This is a genomic window from Streptomyces aurantiacus (assembly GCF_027107535.1).
Classification (GTDB): Bacteria; Actinomycetota; Actinomycetes; order Streptomycetales; family Streptomycetaceae; genus Streptomyces.
This window is the reverse complement of sequence record NZ_CP114283.1, coordinates 5,792,392-5,814,201: the sequence shown is the minus strand read 5'-3', so window position 1 is coordinate 5,814,201 and position 21,810 is coordinate 5,792,392. Positions and strand designations below refer to the sequence as shown.

15 protein-coding genes are annotated in these 21,810 nt (G+C 71.4%); 7 read left to right on the top strand and 8 right to left on the bottom strand.

Going from position 1 to position 21,810, the window contains the following annotated elements; translation table 11 throughout:
* Nucleotides 1-72 precede the first annotated feature (72 nt).
* Nucleotides 73-3,081, bottom strand: a complete 3,009-nt coding sequence (locus O1Q96_RS28060; protein WP_269250799.1) for a 3-keto-alpha-glucoside-1,2-lyase-like domain-containing protein — start codon at nucleotides 3,079-3,081, stop codon at nucleotides 73-75.
* Between the two features lie 350 nt (nucleotides 3,082-3,431).
* Here O1Q96_RS28060 and O1Q96_RS28055 point away from each other — a divergent pair, with 350 nt between their 5' ends.
* Nucleotides 3,432-4,628, top strand: a complete 1,197-nt coding sequence (locus O1Q96_RS28055) for an MFS transporter (RefSeq protein WP_269250798.1) — start codon at nucleotides 3,432-3,434, stop codon at nucleotides 4,626-4,628.
* A 277-nt stretch (nucleotides 4,629-4,905) separates the two neighbouring features.
* Here O1Q96_RS28055 and O1Q96_RS28050 read toward each other — a convergent pair whose 3' ends face one another.
* The gene (locus O1Q96_RS28050; protein ID WP_269250797.1) at nucleotides 4,906-6,171 is read right to left on the bottom strand and encodes a DUF418 domain-containing protein; all 1,266 of its coding nucleotides are present in this window, start codon (nucleotides 6,169-6,171) and stop codon (nucleotides 4,906-4,908) included.
* Nucleotides 6,172-6,688: 517 nt separating this feature from the next.
* Here O1Q96_RS28050 and O1Q96_RS28045 point away from each other — a divergent pair.
* From O1Q96_RS28045 to O1Q96_RS28035, 3 genes are all read left to right on the top strand, one after another.
* The gene (locus tag O1Q96_RS28045; RefSeq protein WP_269250796.1) at nucleotides 6,689-8,476 is read left to right on the top strand and encodes an ABC transporter ATP-binding protein; all 1,788 of its coding nucleotides are present in this window, start codon (nucleotides 6,689-6,691) and stop codon (nucleotides 8,474-8,476) included.
* A gap of 91 nt (nucleotides 8,477-8,567) precedes the next feature.
* Nucleotides 8,568-8,738, top strand: a complete 171-nt coding sequence (locus O1Q96_RS28040; protein WP_269250795.1) for a hypothetical protein — start codon at nucleotides 8,568-8,570, stop codon at nucleotides 8,736-8,738.
* A gap of 183 nt (nucleotides 8,739-8,921) precedes the next feature.
* Nucleotides 8,922-9,470 (top strand): DUF1062 domain-containing protein, encoded by a 549-nt coding sequence (locus O1Q96_RS28035; protein WP_269250794.1) that lies wholly within the window; start codon nucleotides 8,922-8,924, stop codon nucleotides 9,468-9,470.
* Nucleotides 9,471-9,586: 116 nt separating this feature from the next.
* Here the strand turns inward: O1Q96_RS28035 and O1Q96_RS28030 are convergent, their stop codons facing one another.
* The 4 genes from O1Q96_RS28030 to O1Q96_RS28015 form a co-directional block, all read right to left on the bottom strand.
* Nucleotides 9,587-10,732 carry an RNA polymerase sigma factor gene (locus O1Q96_RS28030; RefSeq protein ID WP_269253751.1) on the bottom strand — a complete coding sequence of 382 codons (1,146 nt, stop codon included), beginning with the start codon at nucleotides 10,730-10,732 and terminating at the stop codon, nucleotides 9,587-9,589.
* An 8-nt stretch (nucleotides 10,733-10,740) separates the two neighbouring features.
* Nucleotides 10,741-11,148, bottom strand: coding sequence for a YciI family protein (locus tag O1Q96_RS28025; protein WP_269250793.1), 408 nt, complete (start codon nucleotides 11,146-11,148; stop codon nucleotides 10,741-10,743).
* Nucleotides 11,149-11,736: 588 nt separating this feature from the next.
* Complete coding sequence (locus O1Q96_RS28020) at nucleotides 11,737-12,117, bottom strand: hypothetical protein (RefSeq protein WP_269250792.1); 381 nt, start codon at nucleotides 12,115-12,117, stop codon at nucleotides 11,737-11,739.
* A gap of 26 nt (nucleotides 12,118-12,143) precedes the next feature.
* On the bottom strand, nucleotides 12,144-12,641 hold the full coding sequence (locus tag O1Q96_RS28015) for a GNAT family N-acetyltransferase (RefSeq protein ID WP_269250791.1): 498 nt from the start codon (nucleotides 12,639-12,641) through the stop codon (nucleotides 12,144-12,146).
* A 249-nt stretch (nucleotides 12,642-12,890) separates the two neighbouring features.
* Between O1Q96_RS28015 and O1Q96_RS28010 the strand changes: the two genes are divergently transcribed.
* The 3 genes from O1Q96_RS28010 to O1Q96_RS28000 are packed head-to-tail and all read left to right on the top strand — an operon-like array spanning nucleotide 12,891 to nucleotide 19,844.
* Nucleotides 12,891-16,100 carry an ABC transporter permease gene (locus tag O1Q96_RS28010; RefSeq protein ID WP_269250790.1) on the top strand — a complete coding sequence of 1,070 codons (3,210 nt, stop codon included), beginning with the start codon at nucleotides 12,891-12,893 and terminating at the stop codon, nucleotides 16,098-16,100.
* The gene (locus O1Q96_RS28005; RefSeq protein WP_269250789.1) at nucleotides 16,097-18,904 is read left to right on the top strand and encodes an FtsX-like permease family protein; all 2,808 of its coding nucleotides are present in this window, start codon (nucleotides 16,097-16,099) and stop codon (nucleotides 18,902-18,904) included. Before O1Q96_RS28010 ends, O1Q96_RS28005 begins: the two co-directional genes overlap by 4 nt.
* Complete coding sequence (locus tag O1Q96_RS28000) at nucleotides 18,897-19,844, top strand: ABC transporter ATP-binding protein (protein WP_419586961.1); 948 nt, start codon at nucleotides 18,897-18,899, stop codon at nucleotides 19,842-19,844. Before O1Q96_RS28005 ends, O1Q96_RS28000 begins: the two co-directional genes overlap by 8 nt.
* Before the next feature lie 108 nt (nucleotides 19,845-19,952).
* Here O1Q96_RS28000 and O1Q96_RS27995 read toward each other — a convergent pair whose 3' ends face one another.
* Complete coding sequence (locus O1Q96_RS27995) at nucleotides 19,953-20,855, bottom strand: serine hydrolase (protein WP_217456370.1); 903 nt, start codon at nucleotides 20,853-20,855, stop codon at nucleotides 19,953-19,955.
* Entirely contained in the window at nucleotides 20,852-21,742 is an 891-nt protein-coding gene (locus O1Q96_RS27990) for a LysR family transcriptional regulator (RefSeq protein WP_269250788.1), read from the bottom strand. The genes O1Q96_RS27995 and O1Q96_RS27990 overlap by 4 nt, the downstream gene beginning before the upstream one ends.
* Nucleotides 21,743-21,810 lie beyond the last annotated feature (68 nt).

Genomic DNA, 21,810 nt, shown 5'->3' with positions numbered 1-21,810 from the left:
CGGTGTCGCGGACGGGCTCGATACGAACGGGGAAGCCGGGCACGGTGAAGGGGAACCGGGCCCGGCTTCGGATCATGTCAGAGGTTCCAGTCTGATGTTGCGGAACCTGACCTTGTTGCCGTGGTCCTGCAGACGGATGGCTCCCGCCGCCGGTGTCTCGGATCTGCCCGAAGCGGTGGGGCCGTCGAGGGTGATGTCGTCGTGCACCTTCTGGCCGTTCCACACCACGGTCAACCGGGCGTTCTCGGTCTTGCCGCCGCTCTCGTCGAAGCGGGCGGCGCGGAAGACGATGTCGTAGGTCTGCCAGGTCTCGGGAGCCTTCGCCGCGTTCACGTCGGGCGCCTTCTTCAGATAGATGGCTCCGGCTTCGTTGGTGTCCAGCGTGGTGTCACCGTAGGAATCCAGGATCTGAAGTTCGTAGCGGTCCTGGATGAAGATTCCGCTGTTCCCGCGGTTCTGCCCGGTGACGTCGGAAGGCAGCAGCGGAACGCGGAACTCGACGTGCAGCTTGAAGTCCTGGTACGCGTCGATGGTCCGGATGTCACCGCAGCACACCTCCATGGACGATTCGTCGGAGAGCGGCCACTCCAGTCGTCGGCCGTCCGTGTGCTGCCACTGCGACTGTGAGGCGGCACTCCCGTCGAAGAGTGCGAGCGGCGCACCCTGCCGGCGGACGGTGATGAGGTCGAGGTTGACGTGGCCGCTGTCGCCGGCGTCGTAGCGATAGGAGATGGTGTTGTCTCCCTCGCGCAGCGCTATCGGTTCGGTCTGCGTGGACCACGAATCCCAGTCACCGGTGGAGGCGAGCCGTATCTGCCGCAGCTTCTTCCCATTGGCGTACAGGGAGACCGACTTGGTCCCCTGGAACGGGTTCGGGCCGTTGGAGTAGCGCAGGTTGACGTCGTAGGTGCCCGCTCTGGGAACCTTCACGTCGAAGGTGGTGGCTGCCTTGCCCTCCGTGTTGTACCGGTCGACGAAGCCGCTGCCGGAGTGTCCGACGTGATCGGTGTTGATGCCGGCCGTACCGGTGAGACGGGCCTCCTCGGCCTCGTACTGGGTTGCGGCAGGTGGTTGCTTGCCGGGCATGGCGTTGAGCGTGTACCAGGCCTCGGTGTTCCACAGCGACTCACCGGACTCGGAGGTGAAGGGGCGCGGCGAGCGCAGGTGCACCACCCGGTCGGGCTTCAGGTTGTCCAGCCGCAGCTTCACGGTGCGCCTGTCCTTCGACAGCTCGGCCGACCGCACGGGCAGTACCTCTTCGGCGATCTTCGGGCCGCCGTAGTCGGTGGTCGGCGTGTAGCGCCACTGCTCGGCCTTGTAGTGCTTGGCCAGCTCCTCGGCCGTTTTCGCGGACACCGGCTGCGTGTAGGTCAGGTCGAATCCGCCCGGCACGGCACGCATCGTCTTGACGTCGAAGGTGTTGCCACCGGTCGGTGTGAGTTTCTGCAGACCGAACTTGAGCTTGCCCTCCTGCCCCCAGTTGCCCTCGGCGCCCAGACCACCGGCGTAGATCGAGCCGTCGGGACCGTAGGTGAGGCGGTTGACGCCGGCTTCGAGACCCTGCGAGTAGCGGAAGACGGCGCCCTGATACTGCCCCTTCACCTTCTCCAGGTACGCGCGCTGCAGGCCGCCGTAGGTCACGTCGCCGATCAGCATCTGGCCCTTGAACTGGCCCTTCTTCACATACAGCGGTGTGGAGGGCGAGTTGGCGATCTCGTTCTGCGGCAGCCACAGCACCGGAGCGGTCGGGGTGGCCGCGTCGAAGGGGCCGGACGGCTCGGTGTAGTGGTTGAAGAAGCGGCCCTGCTTGACGTGGACGAGCTTCGACGAGGGCAGCCAGCCCCCCTGGTTGTCCGTGGCGAAGATCTCACCCTCAGGACCCCAGCCGATGCCGTTGGGCGTGCGCAGTCCGCCCGCGACCGGACTGATCTCGCCGGTCTTCTTGCTGATCTTGTACGTGGTCCCGCGGCCCGGTGCCGGCTGCGGAACCGTGGTCGCGCCGCCGAGGTTGATGGAGACCGACAGGTTCACGTAGAAGTGGCCGTCGCGGTAGAGGAGGCCGAAGGCGAACTCGTGGAAGTTCCCTCCGTACGGCCAGGTCGCGACCTTGCGGTACTCGTCGGTGACGTCGTCGTGGTTCTTGTCGACGAGCCTCGTCAGTTGGTGCTTCTGCGAGACGTACAGCGAACCGTCGACGTACTTGATGCCCATGGGTTCACGCAGTCCACCGGCCACCTTTTTGACGGTGACCTTGTCCCTGCTGGTCGCACCGGTGACGTTGTCCAGCAGGTACACCTCACCGGCAACGTTGTCAGAACCGCCCCAGGTGCTGATCGCCAAGCGCCCGTCGGGCAGCCAGTCCATGCCGGTGACCTGTGGTTCGAAACCGTCGGGCCGCAGATCGGTGAGCGTCAGGTCGGGTCGGACGAACGTGAGGGGGAGGCCGTCGCCGGGGGAGTCGCCGCTCGCCTCGCAGTCCTTGCGTCCGGGGGCGGTCACCCGGACGACGTCGGCATCCGTACTCAGCGCTTCGCGGGGAACGACCGTGAAGTCGCCCTCGCCCGGCGGCTTCCAGGCCAGTTGCAGCTGCTGTCCGCCGTCACGTTCGAAGTGATCGATGCGCAGGGGGTGCAGCCCGGCGGTGAGTGAGACGGAACCGTCCTTCGGCTCCGCGCCGTGGAGTCCGTCGTGGTCGATCACCACGGCGTCGTCGATGGACAGCCGGGAGCCGTCGTCGCTGGTGAGACGGAACTCGTAGGTGCCGTCCCGCGGCACGACCAGGTTGCCGGTCACCTCGGTGACGAAACGGTCGGAGAAGCCGCCGAAGTCGTCGGTCGTGGACCAGTCCACCGTCGGCTTGAGCGAGTCGTGGTTGGGGGTCTGCCCGGGTTTGAGGGTGCACAGCTTGCTCAGCGGGGTCTGCACGTCGAAGACGCGCAGCGTGACGCCGGGGTCCTGCGGCGGGATGTCCGACGGGGCGGCCGTGGACGCCGGGGCGGCCCAGAGTCCACCGGCCAGGACGGCTCCGGTCAGCAGGGCGGGGAGAAGTCTTCGGGCACGCAGGAATGGATGGTGGGACAACGGTCCTCCATGAGGCGGGACCGGACCGTGCCGGATTGCGTTCCGGTCTTCGATGTGACTGCGTTGCGCCGCCAACCTAGAGGGCTTTCGCTCAGCATGTCCATACTTTGTCATCCAAGTGTTCAAAGTCTTTCGCGGAGACTGACACCGCATCAGTTGTCCCCGTGGTGACGTTCCCCACGCGGTCGTCCGGGGTTCCTCGCTTTCGTCCAAGCGCCGACGATCTTTGTCCATGGACGCGCCCGCCGCCGACGGGTGAGGGTGGGCCATGAGTGAACTGAGGAGCGAGGACACGGATTTCCCGCCGGCCGGACGCCAAGTTGCCCAGCCGCACGGCAGTTGACCCGCGGATGCCCACCGGGCTTGTGGCGCTGGCGCTCGGCGGTTTCGGTATCGGTCTGACGGAGTTCCTGATCGCCGGACTGCTGCCGCAGGTGGCATCGAGCTTCGCGGTGTCCGAGGCAGCCGCCGGCCGGCTCATCTCCGGGTACGCGTTGAGTGTCGCGATCGGTGCGATCGTGCTGACCGCGGCGACGGCACGGCTGCCCCGCAAGCAGGTCCTGGTCGGCCTGGTGGCGTTGTTCGTGCTCGGCAACCTGCTGTCCGCCGTCGCGCCGAACTATTCGGTCATGATGCTGGGTCGGATCATCGCGGCGCTGTGCCACGGTTCGTTCTTCGGTATCGGCTCTCTGGTCGCTCGCAGCCTGGTCGCGCCGGAGAGGAAGTCCCGTGCGGTGGCGGTCATGTTCGCCGGGCTGACGCTCGCGAACGTGCTGGGTGTTCCGTTCGGTGCGCTGGTCGGTGAACGCTGGGGCTGGCGTGCGGCGTTCTGGGCGGTCACCGGCGTCGGCGTGCTCGCGCTGGCGGGAATCGTCACGCTCGTGCCCGGCGGGGGCGAGAAGCAGAACCCGGCGGTGACGGGCCGTGCGGGCCCACGGGCGCCGAGCGGTCTGCGGGCCCAGGTCCGTGCCTTCCGGTCGTGGCAGGTGTGGCTGACCCTGACGGCCACCGCGCTCGGCTACGGCGGGATGTTCGGAGCATTCAGCTACATCGCCTACACGTTCACCGAGGTCGGCGGCTTCTCCTCCGCGGATGTCGCATGGCTGCTCATGGTGTACGGCGTCGGCCTGGTGGTCGGGAACCTGGTGGGTGGGCGAGCGGCCGACGGCGACCGGGACCGTGCCCTCGTCATCGCCCTGCTCGGACTCAGCGTCACCCTGGCTGTGTTCGGACTGCTGGCAGGCAGCGGCATCGCGTCCGTGATCCTGGTCTTCGTGATGGGGGTGTTCGGGTTCGCCGGTGTGCCCGGCATGATCACTCGCGTCACCGACTTCGCCCACGGGGCGCCGCTGGCCGCCGGCGCCAACGTGTCCGCTTCCAACGTCGGCAACGCACTCGGCGCCTGGCTCGGCGGTCTGGCCATCACCGCGGGTCTCGGCTACAGGGCGCCGCTCTACGTCGGTGCCGTACTCGCCCTGATCGCCGTCCTCGTCATGGCCGTCGCCGCTCACCAGGCCAGGCCCTACGCGGGACAGGGCGACCGTTGACGGTCCTGCTCCAACCTTCGTACGGCTGGGTGGAGCCGGCGACGATGACAGCCTCGCCGGTCTCGCCGTTGCCGTCAGCCAGGTCCACCTGTCCGCCGCCGCAGGTGTGCGGAGCTTCGGGCCGGTCCGGCCCAGCGTCTGTTTGAGTATCCGGATCTTCGCACGCTGCCGGTCGAGCAGTCGGGTCGGTGGAGGCCACTTCGCTCACTGACCAAGTGGATCTGTGAGCGGGCCGTGCCGGGGTGGGATGTGGTGGTCGACTCACCCCGGCTGGGCCTCATCGGATGCGATGCGCCGGCTTGGTGGCGGCGTTGAGGAGATATTCCAGGGGCCCGCGGCGGAAGAAGCGGGACCAGACCGTGGCGAACACGATCGCCCCGAGGACGAAATTGATGAGCGTGACCCAGGACTCCTCGGCGTAGGTCGCGCCCAACGAGGGCAGCCAGCCCTGGATGACGAAGTGGCCGACGTAGGCGGTCAGGGACATGGTGCCCACGGCGATGACCGGTTTGGCCAGGCGGCGCAGGCGCGGCAGGCGGTCCATTGCCACTGTCGCGCCCACGATCACGAGGATCGTGACTCCCACGCTGCCGATGATGTCGAACGTGGTGCCGCTGTGCGGCCCGGCCGTCAGGAGCGACGAGGCCTGGGGCTCGAACGATCCGCCGTCGGGGGGCATCGAACCGGAGCTGCCGGACATGGCCCCGGAGCTGCCGGACGACGACCCGTCTTCCGCCGTGCTCCTCAACGCGTGCATGCCGGCGAGCAGCAAGGACATGCCGTACGCGGCCGTGGTGAGAGCGGCGCCGAGTGCGGCCAGGCGCCACTGGACGGCGGCCTGGGACAGGTCGAGGCGGGCCAGCGCCATACCGGCGATCACGAACGACATCCATGTGATCGTCGGGTAGAAGCCGGTGAACAGCAGATCGAGCACTCCCACGTCGCTGAGCCGGTGGAGCGGGTCGTAGGCGTTGATGCTCTGCCGGACCGGCTCGGTCAGCAGTGAGTTCAGGGCGAACGACAGTTGCGGTGTGACGAGGGCCAGGGCGGCCGCGGTGATCGCGAGTGTCCTGGCGCGCAGTCGCACCAGGGGCAGCGCCAACAGGAAGTAGACCCCGTAGAAGCCGAGGATGACCACTCCGCCGTACTCCATCGCCATCACGGTGCCCAGCGCCAGCAGGATCACGGCGCGGATCGCGATCCTGGCCTTCGCCTGCCGGCCGGCCAGGCCGGTCTTCGGCTCGCGGCGGCCGGCGATCAGCATCAGTGAGAACCCGGCGAGGGTGGCGAACAGGACCGACGAGTGACCGTCGGCCATGTACCGGACCCAGCTGGCGACGCCGTCCGTGGCCGACAGCGGGGGACCGATGTGCACGACGTACATGCCGAACACCGCCAGCGCGCGGGCCAGGTCCACCCCGACGAGGCGTCCCATCGAGGGGCCGGGTGAGGCCGGCGGGGTGGACTCGGGGGAAGTCCGGGGCTGCGGAGGCGCGTTCTCCTGGGGAGCTGATGTCTCCTGCAGCGGTTGCATCTTTGTCATACGGCGAATCTCGCGTGGACGTCCGGGGGCGGAACATCCGGCAGTCTTCGGTACCGGCCCCGCCGATCGGCGTGGATCACCCCGCTGACCGGCGGAGCCACGTGCCGACCGGTCCGTCCCGACCGGCCGGCGGTCTCTTTTCAGCCACTTGGCGGGGGTGGACCCGACGGTTGCCGGATGGGCGAGGACCGGCCGGGCTTCCAGGCTGGAGGCATGACACACCGTCCGCGACACAGCACAAGGGAGCCCGGGGAGTTCCCCCATCACCGGCCGACGTACCGGGCTGTGACGCGGTCCCTGGCAGGGGCGAGTTTCTGGAGTTTCTCGGCCTGACGCCGGCGGGGGGCGCTTTCGTCCTGTGCTTCGTGCGTCGCTGAGGTGTCCGAAGCGCCGGTGCACACCCTCTCCGTGAGGGCGGCCGGGCTCGTCCCCTGAGCCGAAACCGACACCTGCTCACGTAACTGGTGTGCCGGACCGCTGATGCGGTGCCCGGCAGACCGCAGAAGAGAGGATTTTCGTGAACACCGCACCCGCCCCGGTGGTGGATGAAGCATCGCTGTCCGCCCGAGAGACGGTCACAGCACTGTGCGGCTATGTGCGGCCGTACCGGTGGGCCGTCGCTCTCGGCCTGCTGTGCGCCCTGGTCGGGGCCGCCGGTGGACTGCTGCAGCCGCTGGCCACCAAGACACTGGTGGATCGGCTGGCGACCGGTGAGACCATCGCCGGGATCCTGATCGCGCTCACCGTGCTGGTGCTGCTGGGCACGGCGGTCGAGGCGTTCGGCGCGTATGTGCTGGAGCGGACGGCGGAGTCGGTGGTCCTGGCCGCACGGCGCACCCTGGTGGGGCGGTTGCTGCGGCTGCGGATCTCGGAGTGGGAGCGGATCCCGCCGGGGGACCTGATGTCCCGGGTCACCTCGGACACCACGCTGCTTCGGGCGGTCAGCACCCAGGCGGTCGTCTCCGCGGCCACCGGCGCGGTGTCCTTCGTGGCGGCGATCGTGATGATGGCGTTCCTGGACGTCGTGCTGCTGGGTGTGACGCTCGGCGTGGTCGTGCTGGTCGGCGGGGCCTCCGCGCTGGTGATGCCGAGAATCGCCCGCGCCACCGAGCGGTCGCAGGAGGCGGTCGGAGAGATCTCCATCGCGCTGGAGCGGGTCTTCGGGGCGTTTCGCACGGTGAAGGCGTCCGGTGCCGAGGAGCGGGAGACCGCCCAGGTGGAGGTGGCGGCACAGCGGGCGTGGCGGTACGGCGTGAAGAGCGCGAAATGGGAGGCCGTGGCAGGCTCGGCGGACGAACTCGCCGTACAGCTGGCCTTTCTCGCGGTGCTCGCGGTCGGCGGAGCGCGAGTGGCGTCGGGGGAGATCCCCGTGTCCACCCTCATCGCCTTCCTGCTGTACCTCTTCTACCTGATCGAACCGGTGTCCAAGCTGGTCGACGCCGCGTCCTCCTATCAGGAGGGGGCAGCCGCGATCTCCCGCATCGCGCACGTGGAACGCCTGTCGACGGAGCCGGCCGCCCGGCGGAAGAGCGCTCTGCCCGGGCAGCGGGCAGCGGTGTCGGGTCCCGCATCGGTCCGCTTCGAGGACGTGTCCTTCCGCTACCGTCCGGGCCGGCCGTCCATCCGTCAGCAGGTGAGCTTCGAGGTACCGGGCGCCGGGCTGACGGCCCTCGTCGGCCCCTCCGGTGCGGGCAAGTCGACGGTGTTCGCGCTCATCGAGCGGTTCTACGAGGCCACCGGCGGGCGGGTCCTGGTCGACGGCAAGGACGTACAGGACTGGTCCCTGTCCGAACTACGGTCTGCCATCGGCTACGTGGAGCAGGACGCTCCGGTGCTGGCCGGCACGCTGCGCGAGAACCTGGTCTTTGCTGCGCCCCGCGCGACGGACGACGACATCCGCGACGTCCTGGCCCGGACGAGGCTCGACACCGTCGTCGAGCGCCTGCCTCACGGCCTGGACACCCCGGTCGGACACCGCGGCTCGCAGCTGTCGGGCGGTGAACGGCAGCGCGTCGCCATCGCCCGCGCCCTGCTGCGCAAGCCCCGGCTGCTGCTGTTGGACGAGGCAACCTCGCAGCTCGACGCCGTCAATGAGCTGGCGCTGCGGGAAGTCATCACGGAGGTGGCCCGTGAGAGCCCCGTACTGGTGGTGGCCCACCGCCTGTCGACGGTGACCGGCGCCGACCGGATCATCGTCATGGAGGTCGGCCGGGTTCGGTCGGTGGGCACCCATGAGGAACTGATGGCCCAGGACCGGCTGTACGCGCAGCTGGCGGCCACCCAGCTCCTGGCCCCCGCGCGATGACCCACCACACGCGGGGTGGGCCGGCCGACACCGCGCGCGAGGGTGCCGCCAACGCTCTCGCCGCCGCGAACGAGGCAGGTCCGACGCCGAGGTGCTGATCCGTGCCGCCCATGAGTCGTTCGTCGACGGCCGGCAGCACGCCATGTGGGCCGGAGTGGCTTTCATGGCCGCGCTGTTGCTCCACGTACTGGCCCGCGGTCCCCAACACCCCACTCATGCACCGGCGAACGAGCCGGAACCGGTCGAAGTGATCGCCCCGTAGACCCGAAAACCGGTGGAGCAGCACCGCTGCACGCCATTACCGTGCTGCCGAACCGAGTTGTCCGGGTAAGGACGTGCCGTTGTACACCGTGTGAGACCTCCCGAGTGCTGATTCGTCGCGCGTCGCGCAGTTGCGCCGCGCTGCCTTTTGCTGCGGACTTCTCACTGGAACCGGTGTACTTCTGTGCTCAAAACCTGGGTGGTCATGCCCACCTGCCTGCCCCTCGTGCTGCGCCGTTGCCACGCGTGCGCGTCCGGCCGCTTCCGGGCAAGCGGTAAGTTTCGCGTCAACGCACACCACAAACTCATCGATGTCTGGCTCCTCGTGCTCTGCACCGGTTGCGGGGACACGGCCAAGCTCACCGTGCTGGAGCGGACACACGTGCGCTCCGTACGGTCCGACCTGCTGGACCGACTGCATGACAACGACCTTGGTCTGGCAGCCGAGTTGCTCCAGGATCCGGTCGTGCGGCGCCGCAATCGCATCGCCCTCGACTGGGACAACGCCTGGCGCCTCGACACAGGCGGATCGGACCACCTCAATCACGAGGTGATCGACGTATCGGTCCGCTTCGCGGCGCGGATCCCTGTCAGGCCGGTGCGACTGATCGCTGAAGGCTGCGGTCTTTCGCGGGCCGAGGCCGAGAGACTGATCACGCAGGAGAAGCTCGTTTCGGCAGTCCGGCTGAGCGGCAAGCTCTCCGGCGACTTCACCTTCACCCTCAAGCGCTGAGCCGCCCCGGAACCCGGGGAACCAAGGGTCAGGGGCCTGCCTGGCACAGCACGCCGGGCAGGCCCCTGCCAGCTGTTCCTGCGGGCCTCCGGGCCTGTAAGCACTCGTGCGCCCCGTCAGCGACCCCGGTGGGTGTTGAGCCGGGCGGCTTGGCGTGTCAGGTGGTTGCGTTCGGGGAGGTTGGGCGCCTTCTGCGCCGCCTCGGCGTACAGCCGCGCCGCCTTCGTCAGGTCGCCGTCGCGCTCGTGGAGGTACGCCGCCACCGCTGTGTGGCGGGGCAGGGAGTCGTCCAGCGCCGCGAGCGCCGCGAGGCCGGCGCGCGGTCCGTCGGCCTCACCGACGGCCACCGCACGGTTGAGCCGGACGACCGGGCTGTCGGTCAGGCGCACGAGCTCGTCGTACCACTCCACGATCTGCACCCAGTCGGTCTCCTCGGCGGTGGGCGCGTCGGCGTGGAGTGCCGCGACGGCGGCCTGTGCCTGGAACTCGCCCAGCCGGTCGCGGGCGAGAGCCGCCTGCAGGATCTCGACCCCTTCGGCGATCGACTTGGTGTCCCAAAGGCCGCGGTCCTGCTCGGCGAGAGGCACCAGGCTGCCGTCGGGCGCTGTCCGGGCCGCCCGCCGGGCGTGGTGGAGCAGCATCAGGGTGAGCAGCCCGGCCACCTCGGGGTGGTCGATCGCGGCCGCGAGCTGCCGGGTGAGCCGGATGGCCTCGGCGGCGAGGTCGACGTCACCGGAGTACCCCTCGTTGAAGACCAGATAGAGGACTCGCAGCACGGTGGCGACGTCCCCCGGCTGGTCGAACCGGACACCGGAGACCGTGCGCTTGGCCCGGCTGATGCGCTGCGCCATGGTCGCCTCGGGCACCAGATAGGCCTGAGCGATCTGTCGGGTGGTCAGCCCGCCGACGGCGCGCAGCGTGAGCGCGACCGCCGACGACGGCGTCAGCGACGGATGGGCGCACAGGAAGTAGAGCTGGAGTGTGTCGTCCGTCGCGGGCCCGGGACCGGGCGCCGGTTCCTCGTCCACGAGGTCCTCACGCCTGCGGCGGGCGGTGTCCGCCCGGGTGGCGTCGAGGAACCGGCGCCAGGCCACGGTGACCAGCCAGCCCTTCGGGTCCCGCGGCGGGTCGGCGGGCCAGACACGGACCGCCTCGACCAGCGCGTCCTGCACGGCGTCCTCGGCCGCCGCGAAGTCGGCTCCGCGGCGGACGAGGATTCCGAGCACGCTCGGTGTGAGGCTCCGGAGCAGGACCTCGTTCACGTGAGAGGTCACTCCGTGATGGTGGGCGGCGTGGTCAGGAAGGGGCGCAGCTCGAGCCACTCGTGGATCGGCTTCCCGCCTGCCCCGGGGGCGGCCGACAGCTCTCCGGCCAGCTCGACGGCTCGCTCGTAGCTGTCGACGTCGATCACCATCCAGCCGGCGATGAGGTCCTTGGTCTCGGCGAACGGGCCGTCGGTGACCGGCGGGCGCCCCTCGCCGGCGTACTGGACGAACGTCCCCTCGGGGGCCAGCGCCTGACCGTCCACGAATTCGCCCGTCTCCTCGAGCCTGGCTGCGAAGTCCCGCATGTACTGCACGTGGGCCGAGATCTCCTCCGGAGTCCACTGCTCCATGGGGACGTCGTTGACCGCAGCCGGGGCGCCTCGGTAGTGCTTGAGCAACAGGTACTTGGCCATGGTGTTCTCCTCGATCCGGTGCGAGCCATTGTGGTCGCGTTCACAGCGGGGACGGAGCGGGTCACGGGTTCTCGACATCGCCGGCCAAAGTTTTCTCGAAGTCTTTTCGGCTTTCTCGGGTGAGCCCCGGCAGGGGATGGTGCCGGCCGGGAGTCCGACGCCGCCGACCTGCGTGACGGGCCGCTCGGCCCACCCACCGGCCGACCGCGTGGGGGAGCGTCGCCGCGGCGCCGGTCGGGCGGCCCGACGAGTGCCACTGGCCGGTGCCGACCGTACGCGGCCGTCCGATGGGGTCACAGCTCTCGTTCGAAGCGCGCCCACCAGGGTGTCCGCACTCGGCCAGGAGGAGCGGACGCCTTCCTGCGGCGGCGTCCGACGATCAGGAGCGCCGATGCTGTGACGGCCGCGACCGAAGCGGTGGCAGCGACGAGCCGCAGGCCGGCAGTGCGGCCATCAGCGCGAGCGGCGCGGCGACGGTGAGAACTCGACGTGACCCGACGGGAGTTCATGGACACACCCTCACACCCGTGCCGTACGACTGAGCCGGGGGCTGCCGCGGGCGTGACCTTCGCCGGTGCACCCCTACCCCTAGCAGTGATAGCCGTCCGGACACTCGGCGAACAGCATGCCGAAGACCCAGAAGAAGAGCACCGGCAGGCTGGACACGGTCCCCATGACGACGAAGCGCCGACGAGCCCGCCGCCGACGCCCGACGAGTGCCACCGCCAGTCCCGCGGCGGGCGCGACCACCATGCTGAGCAGCGCGGACAGCCCGAACAGTCGGCCCCACTCCTCCCGCACCTCAGGGACACCCATGGCGTGGGCGACCGCGGGAGTCAGCAGGATGACGGGAGCGGACAACCACCACCACGACAACCCCGTGATCACCCGGTCCACCCCGGACGGCGACCGGTCGCCGGACGGCACAGCACCGGGGCGCAGGTCCGGTGTGACATCGGGAGGGGGCATGCCCGAAATCATATGGCCCCCATGCGTCATGGAGCCGGGGGTGACCCGAGCTCCTTGCCGTACCAGATCTCCATGTACTCGCCCCTGCAGTACGCCGGGATCTCGTCGTAGCCGTGACGGACGTACAGGGAGCGCGCCTCGGTCAGGTCGAGGCGCGTGTTGAGCACCATCCGGCGGGCTCCGAGCCTGTGCGCCTCGGCCTCCAGCAGCTCCAGCAGGAAGCTCGCGCCCTTCTTCCCGCGGAACGCGGGGCGCAGGTAGACGCGGGTGAGTTCGGCACGTGCGGCGTCCAGCATCAGCACCCCGCCGCAGGCGGCGGCCTCCCCGCCGTAGCGTCCGACGACGAACCGGCCCGTGGGCGGGGTCAGCAGCTCGACGCCGTCGCCGGCCAGGCCCTGGTCGATCTCCTCGGCGGTCGCAGGCCTCTTCCAGTAGCGGCTCGCGACCTCGGCGTAGTAGTCGCGGCGCAGACCGGTCGCGTCGGGTGAGTCGACTGCTTCGGGCGCCAGGCTCCAGGACGTCATGAATCCTTCTATAGCTGATGAGTACACCCCGGCAGAAACGCATTTCGGTGAGAGGCCGTCAATGCGGCCGTCAGGGCGGAAGGAGCAACAAGCTGACGATGCACGTCAGTTGGGCGTCACGCCGGGTACCCGCCCGATCGCGGTCGGACCGGTCCGGACGATTGCGGCTCCCGGACGGACGGACCCATACTGTGGCTGGCCGTACGGGGGGAGAGCGGCGAGTTGAGTGGGAGACGTGCGCCTGCCGCCATGCGTGCGACGGTGCACCATGGACTGGTGCTGGGGGCCGCGGGGCTTGCCGTGCTGCTCGCTGCCACCGTCCTGGCAGCCCTCGCGGCGCTCACCGACAGGGCCGTCGAAGGCGGGGTGCAGCGGCGGCTCGCCCGTGACCCGGAGGCCGTGGTCGAGGTTTCCGGAGCGTACCGGACCCGTGGTGCGGGAGAGGTCGATCGCCTCGTACGGGCCGCCGTCGACCGGGCCTTCGGCGGCGTACCGCATCACACCTGGTCGGCGTTACGGGCCCCGGCCAGTCGTTCCTCGGCGCTCAGTGTGACCGAGGTGGACGGCCGTCGGCGGGACGCTGCCGCCGTGACGCTCGTCGGTCTCCAGGAGATGCAGCGGCACGCGGGGTTGGTGGCGGGACGCTGGCCGCGGGCAGGCGGCGCGGGGATCGTCGAGACGGCGCTCAGTGATGTGTTCGCCGCGGAGCTTGCGGTGCGGCCCGGTGACGAACTGCGGGTGCAGCCCGACAGCGGACGCTCGGTGACCTTGCGGGTGGCAGGGCTGTACCGGGTGGGCGACCGCAGTCCTGCCGTCTGGGCGAACCTGAGCCCCACTTTCGCCGCTCCGGAGTCCATGGCGCTGGTGCCGCGTGCGGCGCTCGCGGCGACACCCGGCCTGGCAAAGGCCTCCGACGCGCTGTGGCTGGGTGTGCCGGACACCCGTGGGCTCCGGCTCGGTGACATCGGGCCGCTGCAACGGCGTGCCGACGCCTTCGCCGGCAGTGACGTCTCGCTGTCCGTCTTCCGTGGTGGGCCGGTCCTGGCCGAGCTCGATGCCCGGTCCACGCTCGACAACGCGCTCGACGACCTGAGCACTCCCATCGCCGTGGCCCGGGCCGGCCTGTACATCCCGGCCACCCTGCTCGCCGCCCTGGCGGCCGCCGCTCTCGTGCTCACGGCGCGTCAGCTTGCCGAGCACCGCCGCCCCGAACTGGCGCTGCTGGCCGCGCGGGGTGCCGGAACCACGCGGCTGGGTCTGGCGACGGCGGGACAGTGGGCGGCCGTGGCGGTGCCCGCAGGTGTGGCCGCGCCGTACCTGGCGGGACCGCTGTTGCGCCTCCTCGACGGGGCCGGGCTGATACCCGGCGACGTACCGGCGACGGCGACCCTGGCCGCCGGCTGGGTCGCCGCGCTGCTCGCCGTCCTGGTGCACGGCGTCGCCCTGCTGCTGCCGACCGTGCGCACCGTGCGGGACCGGCACGCGGTGCGCAGGCTCCGGCTGCGCCTCGGACGGTTCGCGGGAGCGCAGCGGCTCGGAGCCGACGTGGCACTCGCCGCCGTCGCCGTGCTCGGCTGGCTGCAACTGCGGCAGTACCGCTCGCCCGTCACCGGCGGTGGCGTCGACCCGGTGCTGGTCCTCGCGCCGGTCGCGATGACCTGCGCGGCCGCATTGCTCGTCCTGCGGGCGCTGCCCCTGGCCGCACGGATCACCGATCCGCTCGCGCGACGCGGCACCGGACTCGTACTGGCCCTGGGCGGCTGGCAGATCGCGCGGCGGGCCGCGCGGCATGCCGGTCCCGCACTGCTGGTGACGCTCGCCCTGGCCGTGGCGGCCCTCAGCAGCACCGCACTGGCCATCCTGGACCGCGGGGACCACGACCAGGCGGTCTTCAAGGTCGGCGCCGACCTGCGGATCGTCCCCGGGCAGCGCCTGCCGCTCGCGGAGCGGCGTGCCACGTACGCCGCACTGCCCGGTGCCGGGGCCGTCACGCCCCTGGTCGAGGCGAACGGATACCTCGGCCAGAGCTGGCTCACCGTCACCGGCGTGAACACCGCGACCGGTCCCGCTCCGGCCCTGCGGTCCGACCTCGGCGACCGGCCGGTCGCCGAGCTGGTCGCCCCGCTCGGCCGGAACATACCCGCCTACGGGCTGCCGTTGAGCGGCTCGGCACGCGAACTGCCGCTGCGCGTCCGGCTCTCCGCCGACGGGCCCGGCACCCCCGTGCCGGTCACGCTCACCGTCCACTTCGTGGACGCCGACGGGCTCACCCGAGCGAGCGAGGCCGTCATCGAGGACACCGGTGGCGCGGTCCGTACCGTGCGGTTGAAGGTCCCCGTCGACGGCGAAGGCGCACGCATCGTCCAGGTGGGTCTGAGCATGACCGGAGAGACCGTCCGACGCACGTACCGCCTGTCCGTCGACGGCGTGCCCGGCCTCACCCGGCCCGCGGCCTGGCGCGACCTGCGCACCGACGCTCCCGACCGGAAGATCGCCGGATGCCCCGACGCCACGCCGCGGCGCTCGCCCCGGAGCGCTCCGGGGCCGGTGCTGTGCTCCGACCGCCCGGCGCCCGGCACACTCCTGGACGCGGTCCTGCGCGGTCCGGACGTCACTCTCAGGTACCCGACCTGGAGCGTGCGGCTGGGCACCGACCGTGCCAAGGGACGTCCGGCCGCACCCGCGCTCGCCGACCGCACGCTCCTGTCGTCCGGTGTGGCCCGCGTGGGAGACACGATCACGGTGCAGCGCACCGGTGGCGGCACCGCCCGCATCAAGATCGTCGGGAGGATCGACGCCGTGCCGGGCGCCGACCGCGACCGGCCGCGGCTGTTGGCCGACTCCCGGGCCATGGCCGCCCAGTTCGCGCTCGGCGGAACACTGCCCGTCGCCGAGTCCGCCTGGTGGGTGGCCGCCGACCGCGGCGACGCGACGGCGGCACTGAGAGCCGTGCGTGCCGATCCCCTCCTCGGCGCCGCCGCCGACGTGCCGCGGATGCGGGCCCGGCTGGCCGCCGATCCGCTGCGGCAGGGCGCGCGCGGGGCACTCACCCTGTGTCTCGTCCTCGCCCCGGCGTTCGCCGTCGTCGGCTTCACCCTGCACACGGCACTCTCGGCGCGGGCCAGAACACGGGAGTTCGCGCTGCTGCGGGCCCTCGGCGTGCGGCGCGGGCAACTCGCCGCGTACCTGTGGACGGAGCAACTCGTGCTGGCCGCGGTGGCGGCGGTCCTCGGCACCCTGCTGGGCACCGCACTGGCCGCGACGATCATGCCGGTGGTGACCGTCGACGACACGGGAAGGCCGGTCTACCCGGGACTGCTCACCGACGTGCCCTGGGTGCGGGTGGCCCTCACGGCAGGTGCGACGACGCTCATGATCTGCGCGATCGTGTCGGTCGTCGCCCGGTTCCTGGGACGGGTCGACCTGGCCCGTGTGCTGCGCGCGGGGGAGGACCGATGAAACGCCCTTCGCGACCGCTCCGCTTCGTCGCCGCGCGCGAGGCACGCGCCGACCTGCCGCTGCTGGTGTGCCTCGCCGTTCTGGTCGCGTTGCTCACCGCCGTCGCCGCCGCCGGCCCCGGGCTCCTCGACCGGCTCGCCGGGCGCGCGTTCGCCTCCCGGCTGGCGCAGGAGCAGCGGGCGGAGCCCGGCATGCTGCTCAGCGCCCAGTTCGAGCCGGCGCAGGACTCGGATTCCGATGCCTGGGCGAGCGACCTGGCCGAGGACCTCGTCCCGGTCACCGACGTGATCGTGGACGCGGCTCCCGATGACCTCGACGGCGGTCTCGTACACGACTCGACCCGCGTCGGCCTGCCGCTCCTCGACGCCACGACAGCCGCCGGAAAGGTGGGGCTGGGCCTGACATACGCCTCGGACGCGCCGGGCCGCAGGGCCTACGCCGAGGGACGGCCGCCCGACCCGGACGGCGAGAGCGTCCAGATCGCCGTCTCCACCCGGACCCGTGACGTGCTGGAACTGCGGCTCGGACAGCAACTCCCGCTCACACCGGGCGCGTTGGACAAAGTCCAGGCCACCGCCGTCGTCGTCGGGTTCTTCACGGCGGACGGGACCGGCCCCGACAGCGCCGACGCCGGGGCCCGGCTGTGGCGCGAACAGCCCCTGCTGACACGCCCCGCCAGGCAACCGTCACGCAGTGCCCAGGGGCTCGACTGGGAGGCCCGCGCCCTCGTCGCGTCCCGCACCGTCACCGCCCTGCAGAAACAGGCCGGCGCCACGCTCACCGTCACCTGGGGGATGCGCCTGGACCTCGACGAGCGCACCGCCGCACGGTTCGCCGACGATCAGGGAGAGCGCGATCTGCAGCGCCTGCTCGCCCAGTACCCGGACGACGCACGATCCGTCTTCTGCGGCGACATCGCCGACTACGGCGGCATGTACTGCGAGATCGGCCCGCACACCTCCTCCACGCTGCGGCACAGCACGCACCTGCCGGACGCCCTCACCGACTTCGGCCGGCAGTGGCGCCAGGGCCGTGTCGTGATCTCCTTCGCGCTCGCCTCCCTGCTCGTCGTCGGACTGCTCACCTCAGCCGTCACCACGCTCCTCGCGGTACGCCGCAGCCTCGACGCCCATCGTCTGAAACGCGCCCGCGGCGCCTCCGCGGCAGGCCTCGCCCTGGCCCGGGCGGCACAGACGGCACCGGCCGTGCTCCTCGGCCTCGCCGCGGGAACCGCCGCCGCCCGATCGCTGCCGGGCCCCTCTCCCGCGTACCGGTACGGACTGCTCGTCGCCGCACTCGTCTGGCTGCTGCTGCCCGCCCTCACCTGGCGTGCCCTGCGCGACCGGGCCACCCGCACCGGGCACGAGCCGGCCCCGCACGCGGCAGGCCGCCGTATCGTCGCCGAAGCGTCGGTGCTGCTCCTCGCCGCGGCCGGGGTCTTCGCGCTGCGGGCTCGTGGCACCGTCGCCGAGGCCGGTCCCGACCCTCTGCTCGCGGCGGTGCCCGCGCTGCTGGGCCTGGCCACCGGCACGGTCCTGGTGCGCTGTTACCCGCTGCCGGTGCGGATCCTGGCGCGCTGGTCCGCACGCAGGCGCGGCGTCGTCCCCCTCATCGCGCTCTCCCGGGCCGCGAAGGAGGCCCCAGCGCGCGCCCTCGCGCTGCTGGTCCTGGTGGTGACACTGGCCGGAGCGGTGTTCGGCGGCCTGGTGGCCGGGACGCTGACGGACGGCCGCCGTGAGGCCGCCGCGTGGCAGGTCGGCGCCGACGCCTCCTACGTAGGCGCAGGCCGCGACCCCGACATCGCCGAGCGGCTGGCCCAGGTGCGCGGAGTGCGCGACACCGTCCGTGTCAGGCAGCTGCGCGTCGACCCGACCAGCGCGACCAGCGGCGACCGGTACGGCATCGCCAGCCTCGTCGGCATCGACGGCACACAACTGAGGGCGGCGGCGCCCGGCTCGACGGCCGCGCGTGCACTCGACGCCGCCGGAATCACCCGCCCGCGGTCCGGTACCGACATCCGGGTCCTGGCCACCGGGGCCCGCGCCGGCGACCGTCTCACCATCACGTCGCACGGCAGGAAACTGCGCCTGCGCGTCGTCGGAACCCTCCCCGAGGACGTGCTCCATGACGCGGCGCTCGGCCCCGTCCGCCGCACGACGCCACCGCGTGAACGCCTGCTGCTCGCCGACAACCGCGACCTCACGGCCATCGCGGAGAGCGACTTCGAGGAAACCTCACTCCTGCTGTACGGCCCGAAACTGGACGCGCAGACGATGCGGACCCTCGTGCCGCGCGCCGCCAACGGCGCCGCCGCCGGAGACCTGCGCATCCGCTCCGAAGAAGAGGCCGAGGCAGCGGCCGACGACATGATCGACGTCCTGACCGCCGCGCACACGGCGTGCACCGCGCTCGCCGTGCTCCTCGCTCTGCTGGCGCTCGTCCTCGAACTGCTGCTGTCCGCCCCGGCACGCGGCCGAACCACCGCCTACCTGCGCACCCTCGGCCTCGGCGACCGGGCCACATCGGCGCTCCACCTCCTGCAACTGCTGCCTTTGGTACTGGCGGCCGTGGCGGGCGGAACAGCCCTGGGGCTGACCCTGCCCGCGCTGCTCGGCCCCGCCCTGGACCTGCGCGAGTTCACGGGCGGACCCGCCGCCCCGACCCCGCGCCCCGACCTGCTGCTCACCTCGGCCCTGGGCGCAGGCCTGGCCGTACTGGTGGCCGCGGCGGTGGGCGTGGAGACCTGGATCGGACGACGCCGCGGGCTCGGCGCGGTCCTGAGACTGGGGAGAAACGGTGACTGACCCTCTCGGCAGCGACCTGCGGCAACTGGTGGAGCGAGCCCGCGAGGCCCAGCGCCCGCACGCGGAGGAAGGGCTCGTCGTGTGCGACAACCTGGTCCGCGTCTACCGCACCGACGAGGTCGAGGTACAGGCGCTCCAGGGCCTCGACCTGGTCGTCGAGGAGGGCGAGTGCATGGCACTCGTCGGCGCCTCCGGATCCGGCAAGTCGACCCTGCTGTCCATCCTCTCCGGCCTCGACCTGCCCACGGCGGGCCGCGCGAGGGTCGCCGGGCACGACCTGCTCGCCCTGCGGCGGCGCGAACGGCTCGGCTACCGTCGGCGCACCGTCGGCTTCGTATGGCAGCAGACAGGACGCAACCTCCTGCCGTACCTGACCGCCCTGGAGAACGTGGCACTGCCGATGAAGTACGCGCGCGTGCCACGCCGCAAGCGCGCCGCCCGAGCCGCCGAACTCCTCGACGTCCTCGGTGTGGCCTACTGCCGCGACCGGCGGCCCGCCGAGCTCTCCGGCGGCGAGCAGCAGCGTGTGGCCGTCGCGGTCGCCACGGCCAACGCGCCGCGGGTGCTGCTCGCCGACGAACCCACCGGTGAACTCGACACCGCGAGCGGTGAGGACGTGTTCGCCGCGCTGCGCCGCGCCAACGAGGAACTCGGCGCCACCGTCCTGGTGGTCACCCACGACCCCCTCGTCTCCGGGCAGGTCCGCCGTACGGTCCGTATCCGCGACGGCCGTACGTCGACGGAGACCCTGCGCGGGCCCGGCGGCGGGGGCGCGCAGGAGTACACCGTCCTCGACCGCGCGGGCCGCCTCCAACTGCCCCGCGACTACGTGGAACGCTACGGTCTGCGCGGCCGGGTCCGGCTGACCGGTGAACCGGATCACGTGGGGGTGTGGCCCGACGCGACCGATCGCCCGCCAGGTCCTGACTCCTCGCCCTGACCGGCGGACCGCTCTGCACGTTGACGGACCGTGGTCGGCACCGCCAGGAGACCTGGACCGGTGCGAGGCCAGGAGCCCGCGGTGCGTCAACGCCCGTCGACCGGGCCGCTAGAGCTGCCGCAGATGGTCTCGCAGTGTCCGGGCGACCTGCGCCAGAAGGGCCTCGGCACCGGGCTGGGAACTGGCCGGAACAAGTGATTCCGTCAGGGCGGCGATGGCGAAGGCCTGACCGTCGGAGTGCTCGACGACACCGATCTCGTGACGGAGATTCAGGAGCGTGCCGGTCTTGGAGGACCAGGTGGTGGCGTCGGAGCTGAAGTCGGGGGCGAGCCGGTGCCGGAGCACGTTGTGGGACATCAGGTCGCGCACGTGCGCGGCCACCTCGGGGTGGATCTTCGACGGTGTCCACAGGGCCTGCAGCAGTTCGACCCAGGCCCGCGCGCTGCCCGTGTTGGCGCGGGTGGTGTCCAGTTGCGGCACCCGGTGCCCGCGGCCGCTGGTGCCGGCGTCGATGGCGAGGGCGTGGGCGAGATCGACGTCCGCCGGGTCGAAGCGCTCGACGGGTGTGTCCATGAGCTCGTACATCGTGTGCCGGACAGCGATGTCGCGCAGGCCGAGGTCCTGGAGGATCTCGGCGACCCGGGCGGGTGGGGTGAGCCCGAACAGCGCGTCGGCCGCGTGGCTGTCACTCAGGCAGGTGCTCAGGTAGAGCAGGTCGTCGACCGCGATCCGGGCCGGGTGACGGAACCGGCTCAGTCCGATGGGGCCCGCCGTCGTGATCCGCCCGGGTGCCACGTCGAGGGGCGTCGCTCCGTCGAGTTCACCCCGCCGCACGCGTTCGAGGGTCGCCACCGCGAGCGGGACCTTGACCAAGGACGCGGACGGCAGCCGGGTGTCCGGCTCGATCCCCAGTTCCTCTCCCGTGTGCAGGTCCCGCACGAGCAGGCAGCCGTGCAGGCCGCCGTCGCGCAGTTGCCCGCGCAGTTCGTGCAGTAAGGCTTCGGTGCTCAAGTCCTGGCCCTTTCCGGGGTTGCCGCACCCAGACAGCGGGCGACGGCGTCGCCCAGGCGCGCTTCGATGAGCTGTGGGTTGCCGTCTCCGGCGGAGGCGAGGGCGAAGCCCCGGCCGATCGCGATCTCGCCGATGGGACGCCAGGCCAGGTCCAGTTCCTCGGCCTGGGCGGGGGAGCACAGCAAGAGGTCGCGGGAGCACAGGACTTCCGCCGCGGCAGCCGTGAGACCGGGCGCGGCGGCGAGCTGGGCGGGCCGCAGGCCCACCGCGTCACGCAGCCGCGTCAGCGGGTCGCGGATGTGCGGCACGTCGTCCTCCGGCTGGATCCAGACGCGGCGGGCGGGGCCGGTGGTCGCTCGTCCGACCCGCAGTGTCTCCAGGTAGACGCGCTTCACGCCCGGGTCCCGGGCGGCGGCGAGCCCGAGCGGCACGGACCATCTCGCGTCGTCCGACGGCACCGCGAGCAGGGCGGCTCGCACCTGTTGGGCGTGGAGGAGCTCCGTGCGCTGGGCCGGTCCCGCGACGCGCAGATCGAGGGTGATGCCGTGTCCGCGTGCCTCGGCGACGAGGCGGGCGAGGCCGGCCGTGGAGCAGATGCCGGGCACCGCCAGCCGCCACGGCTTGAGCTTGGCGGCCTCCGCCTCGTGCAGCAGCACGTCGGCCGCCTGCACGAGTTGCCTGGCCGTCGGCAGCATGTCCCGGCCGAAGGCGGTGAGGACGGCCCGTCGCGAGGTGCGCTCGAACAGCGGCTCGCCGAAGCGTTCTTCCAGGGCGGCGACGCGACGGCTGGCCACCGACTGGGACATCCGCGCGGCGGCCGCCCCGACGGTGAAACCGCCGTGCTCGCTCACGCTGACGAACGCACGACACGCTGCCACCAGATCCACAGCCGGAACCCTATGCCAGATCCACCACCCGATTCCCATGCCGGATCGGCATGGAACGGATCGTTCGC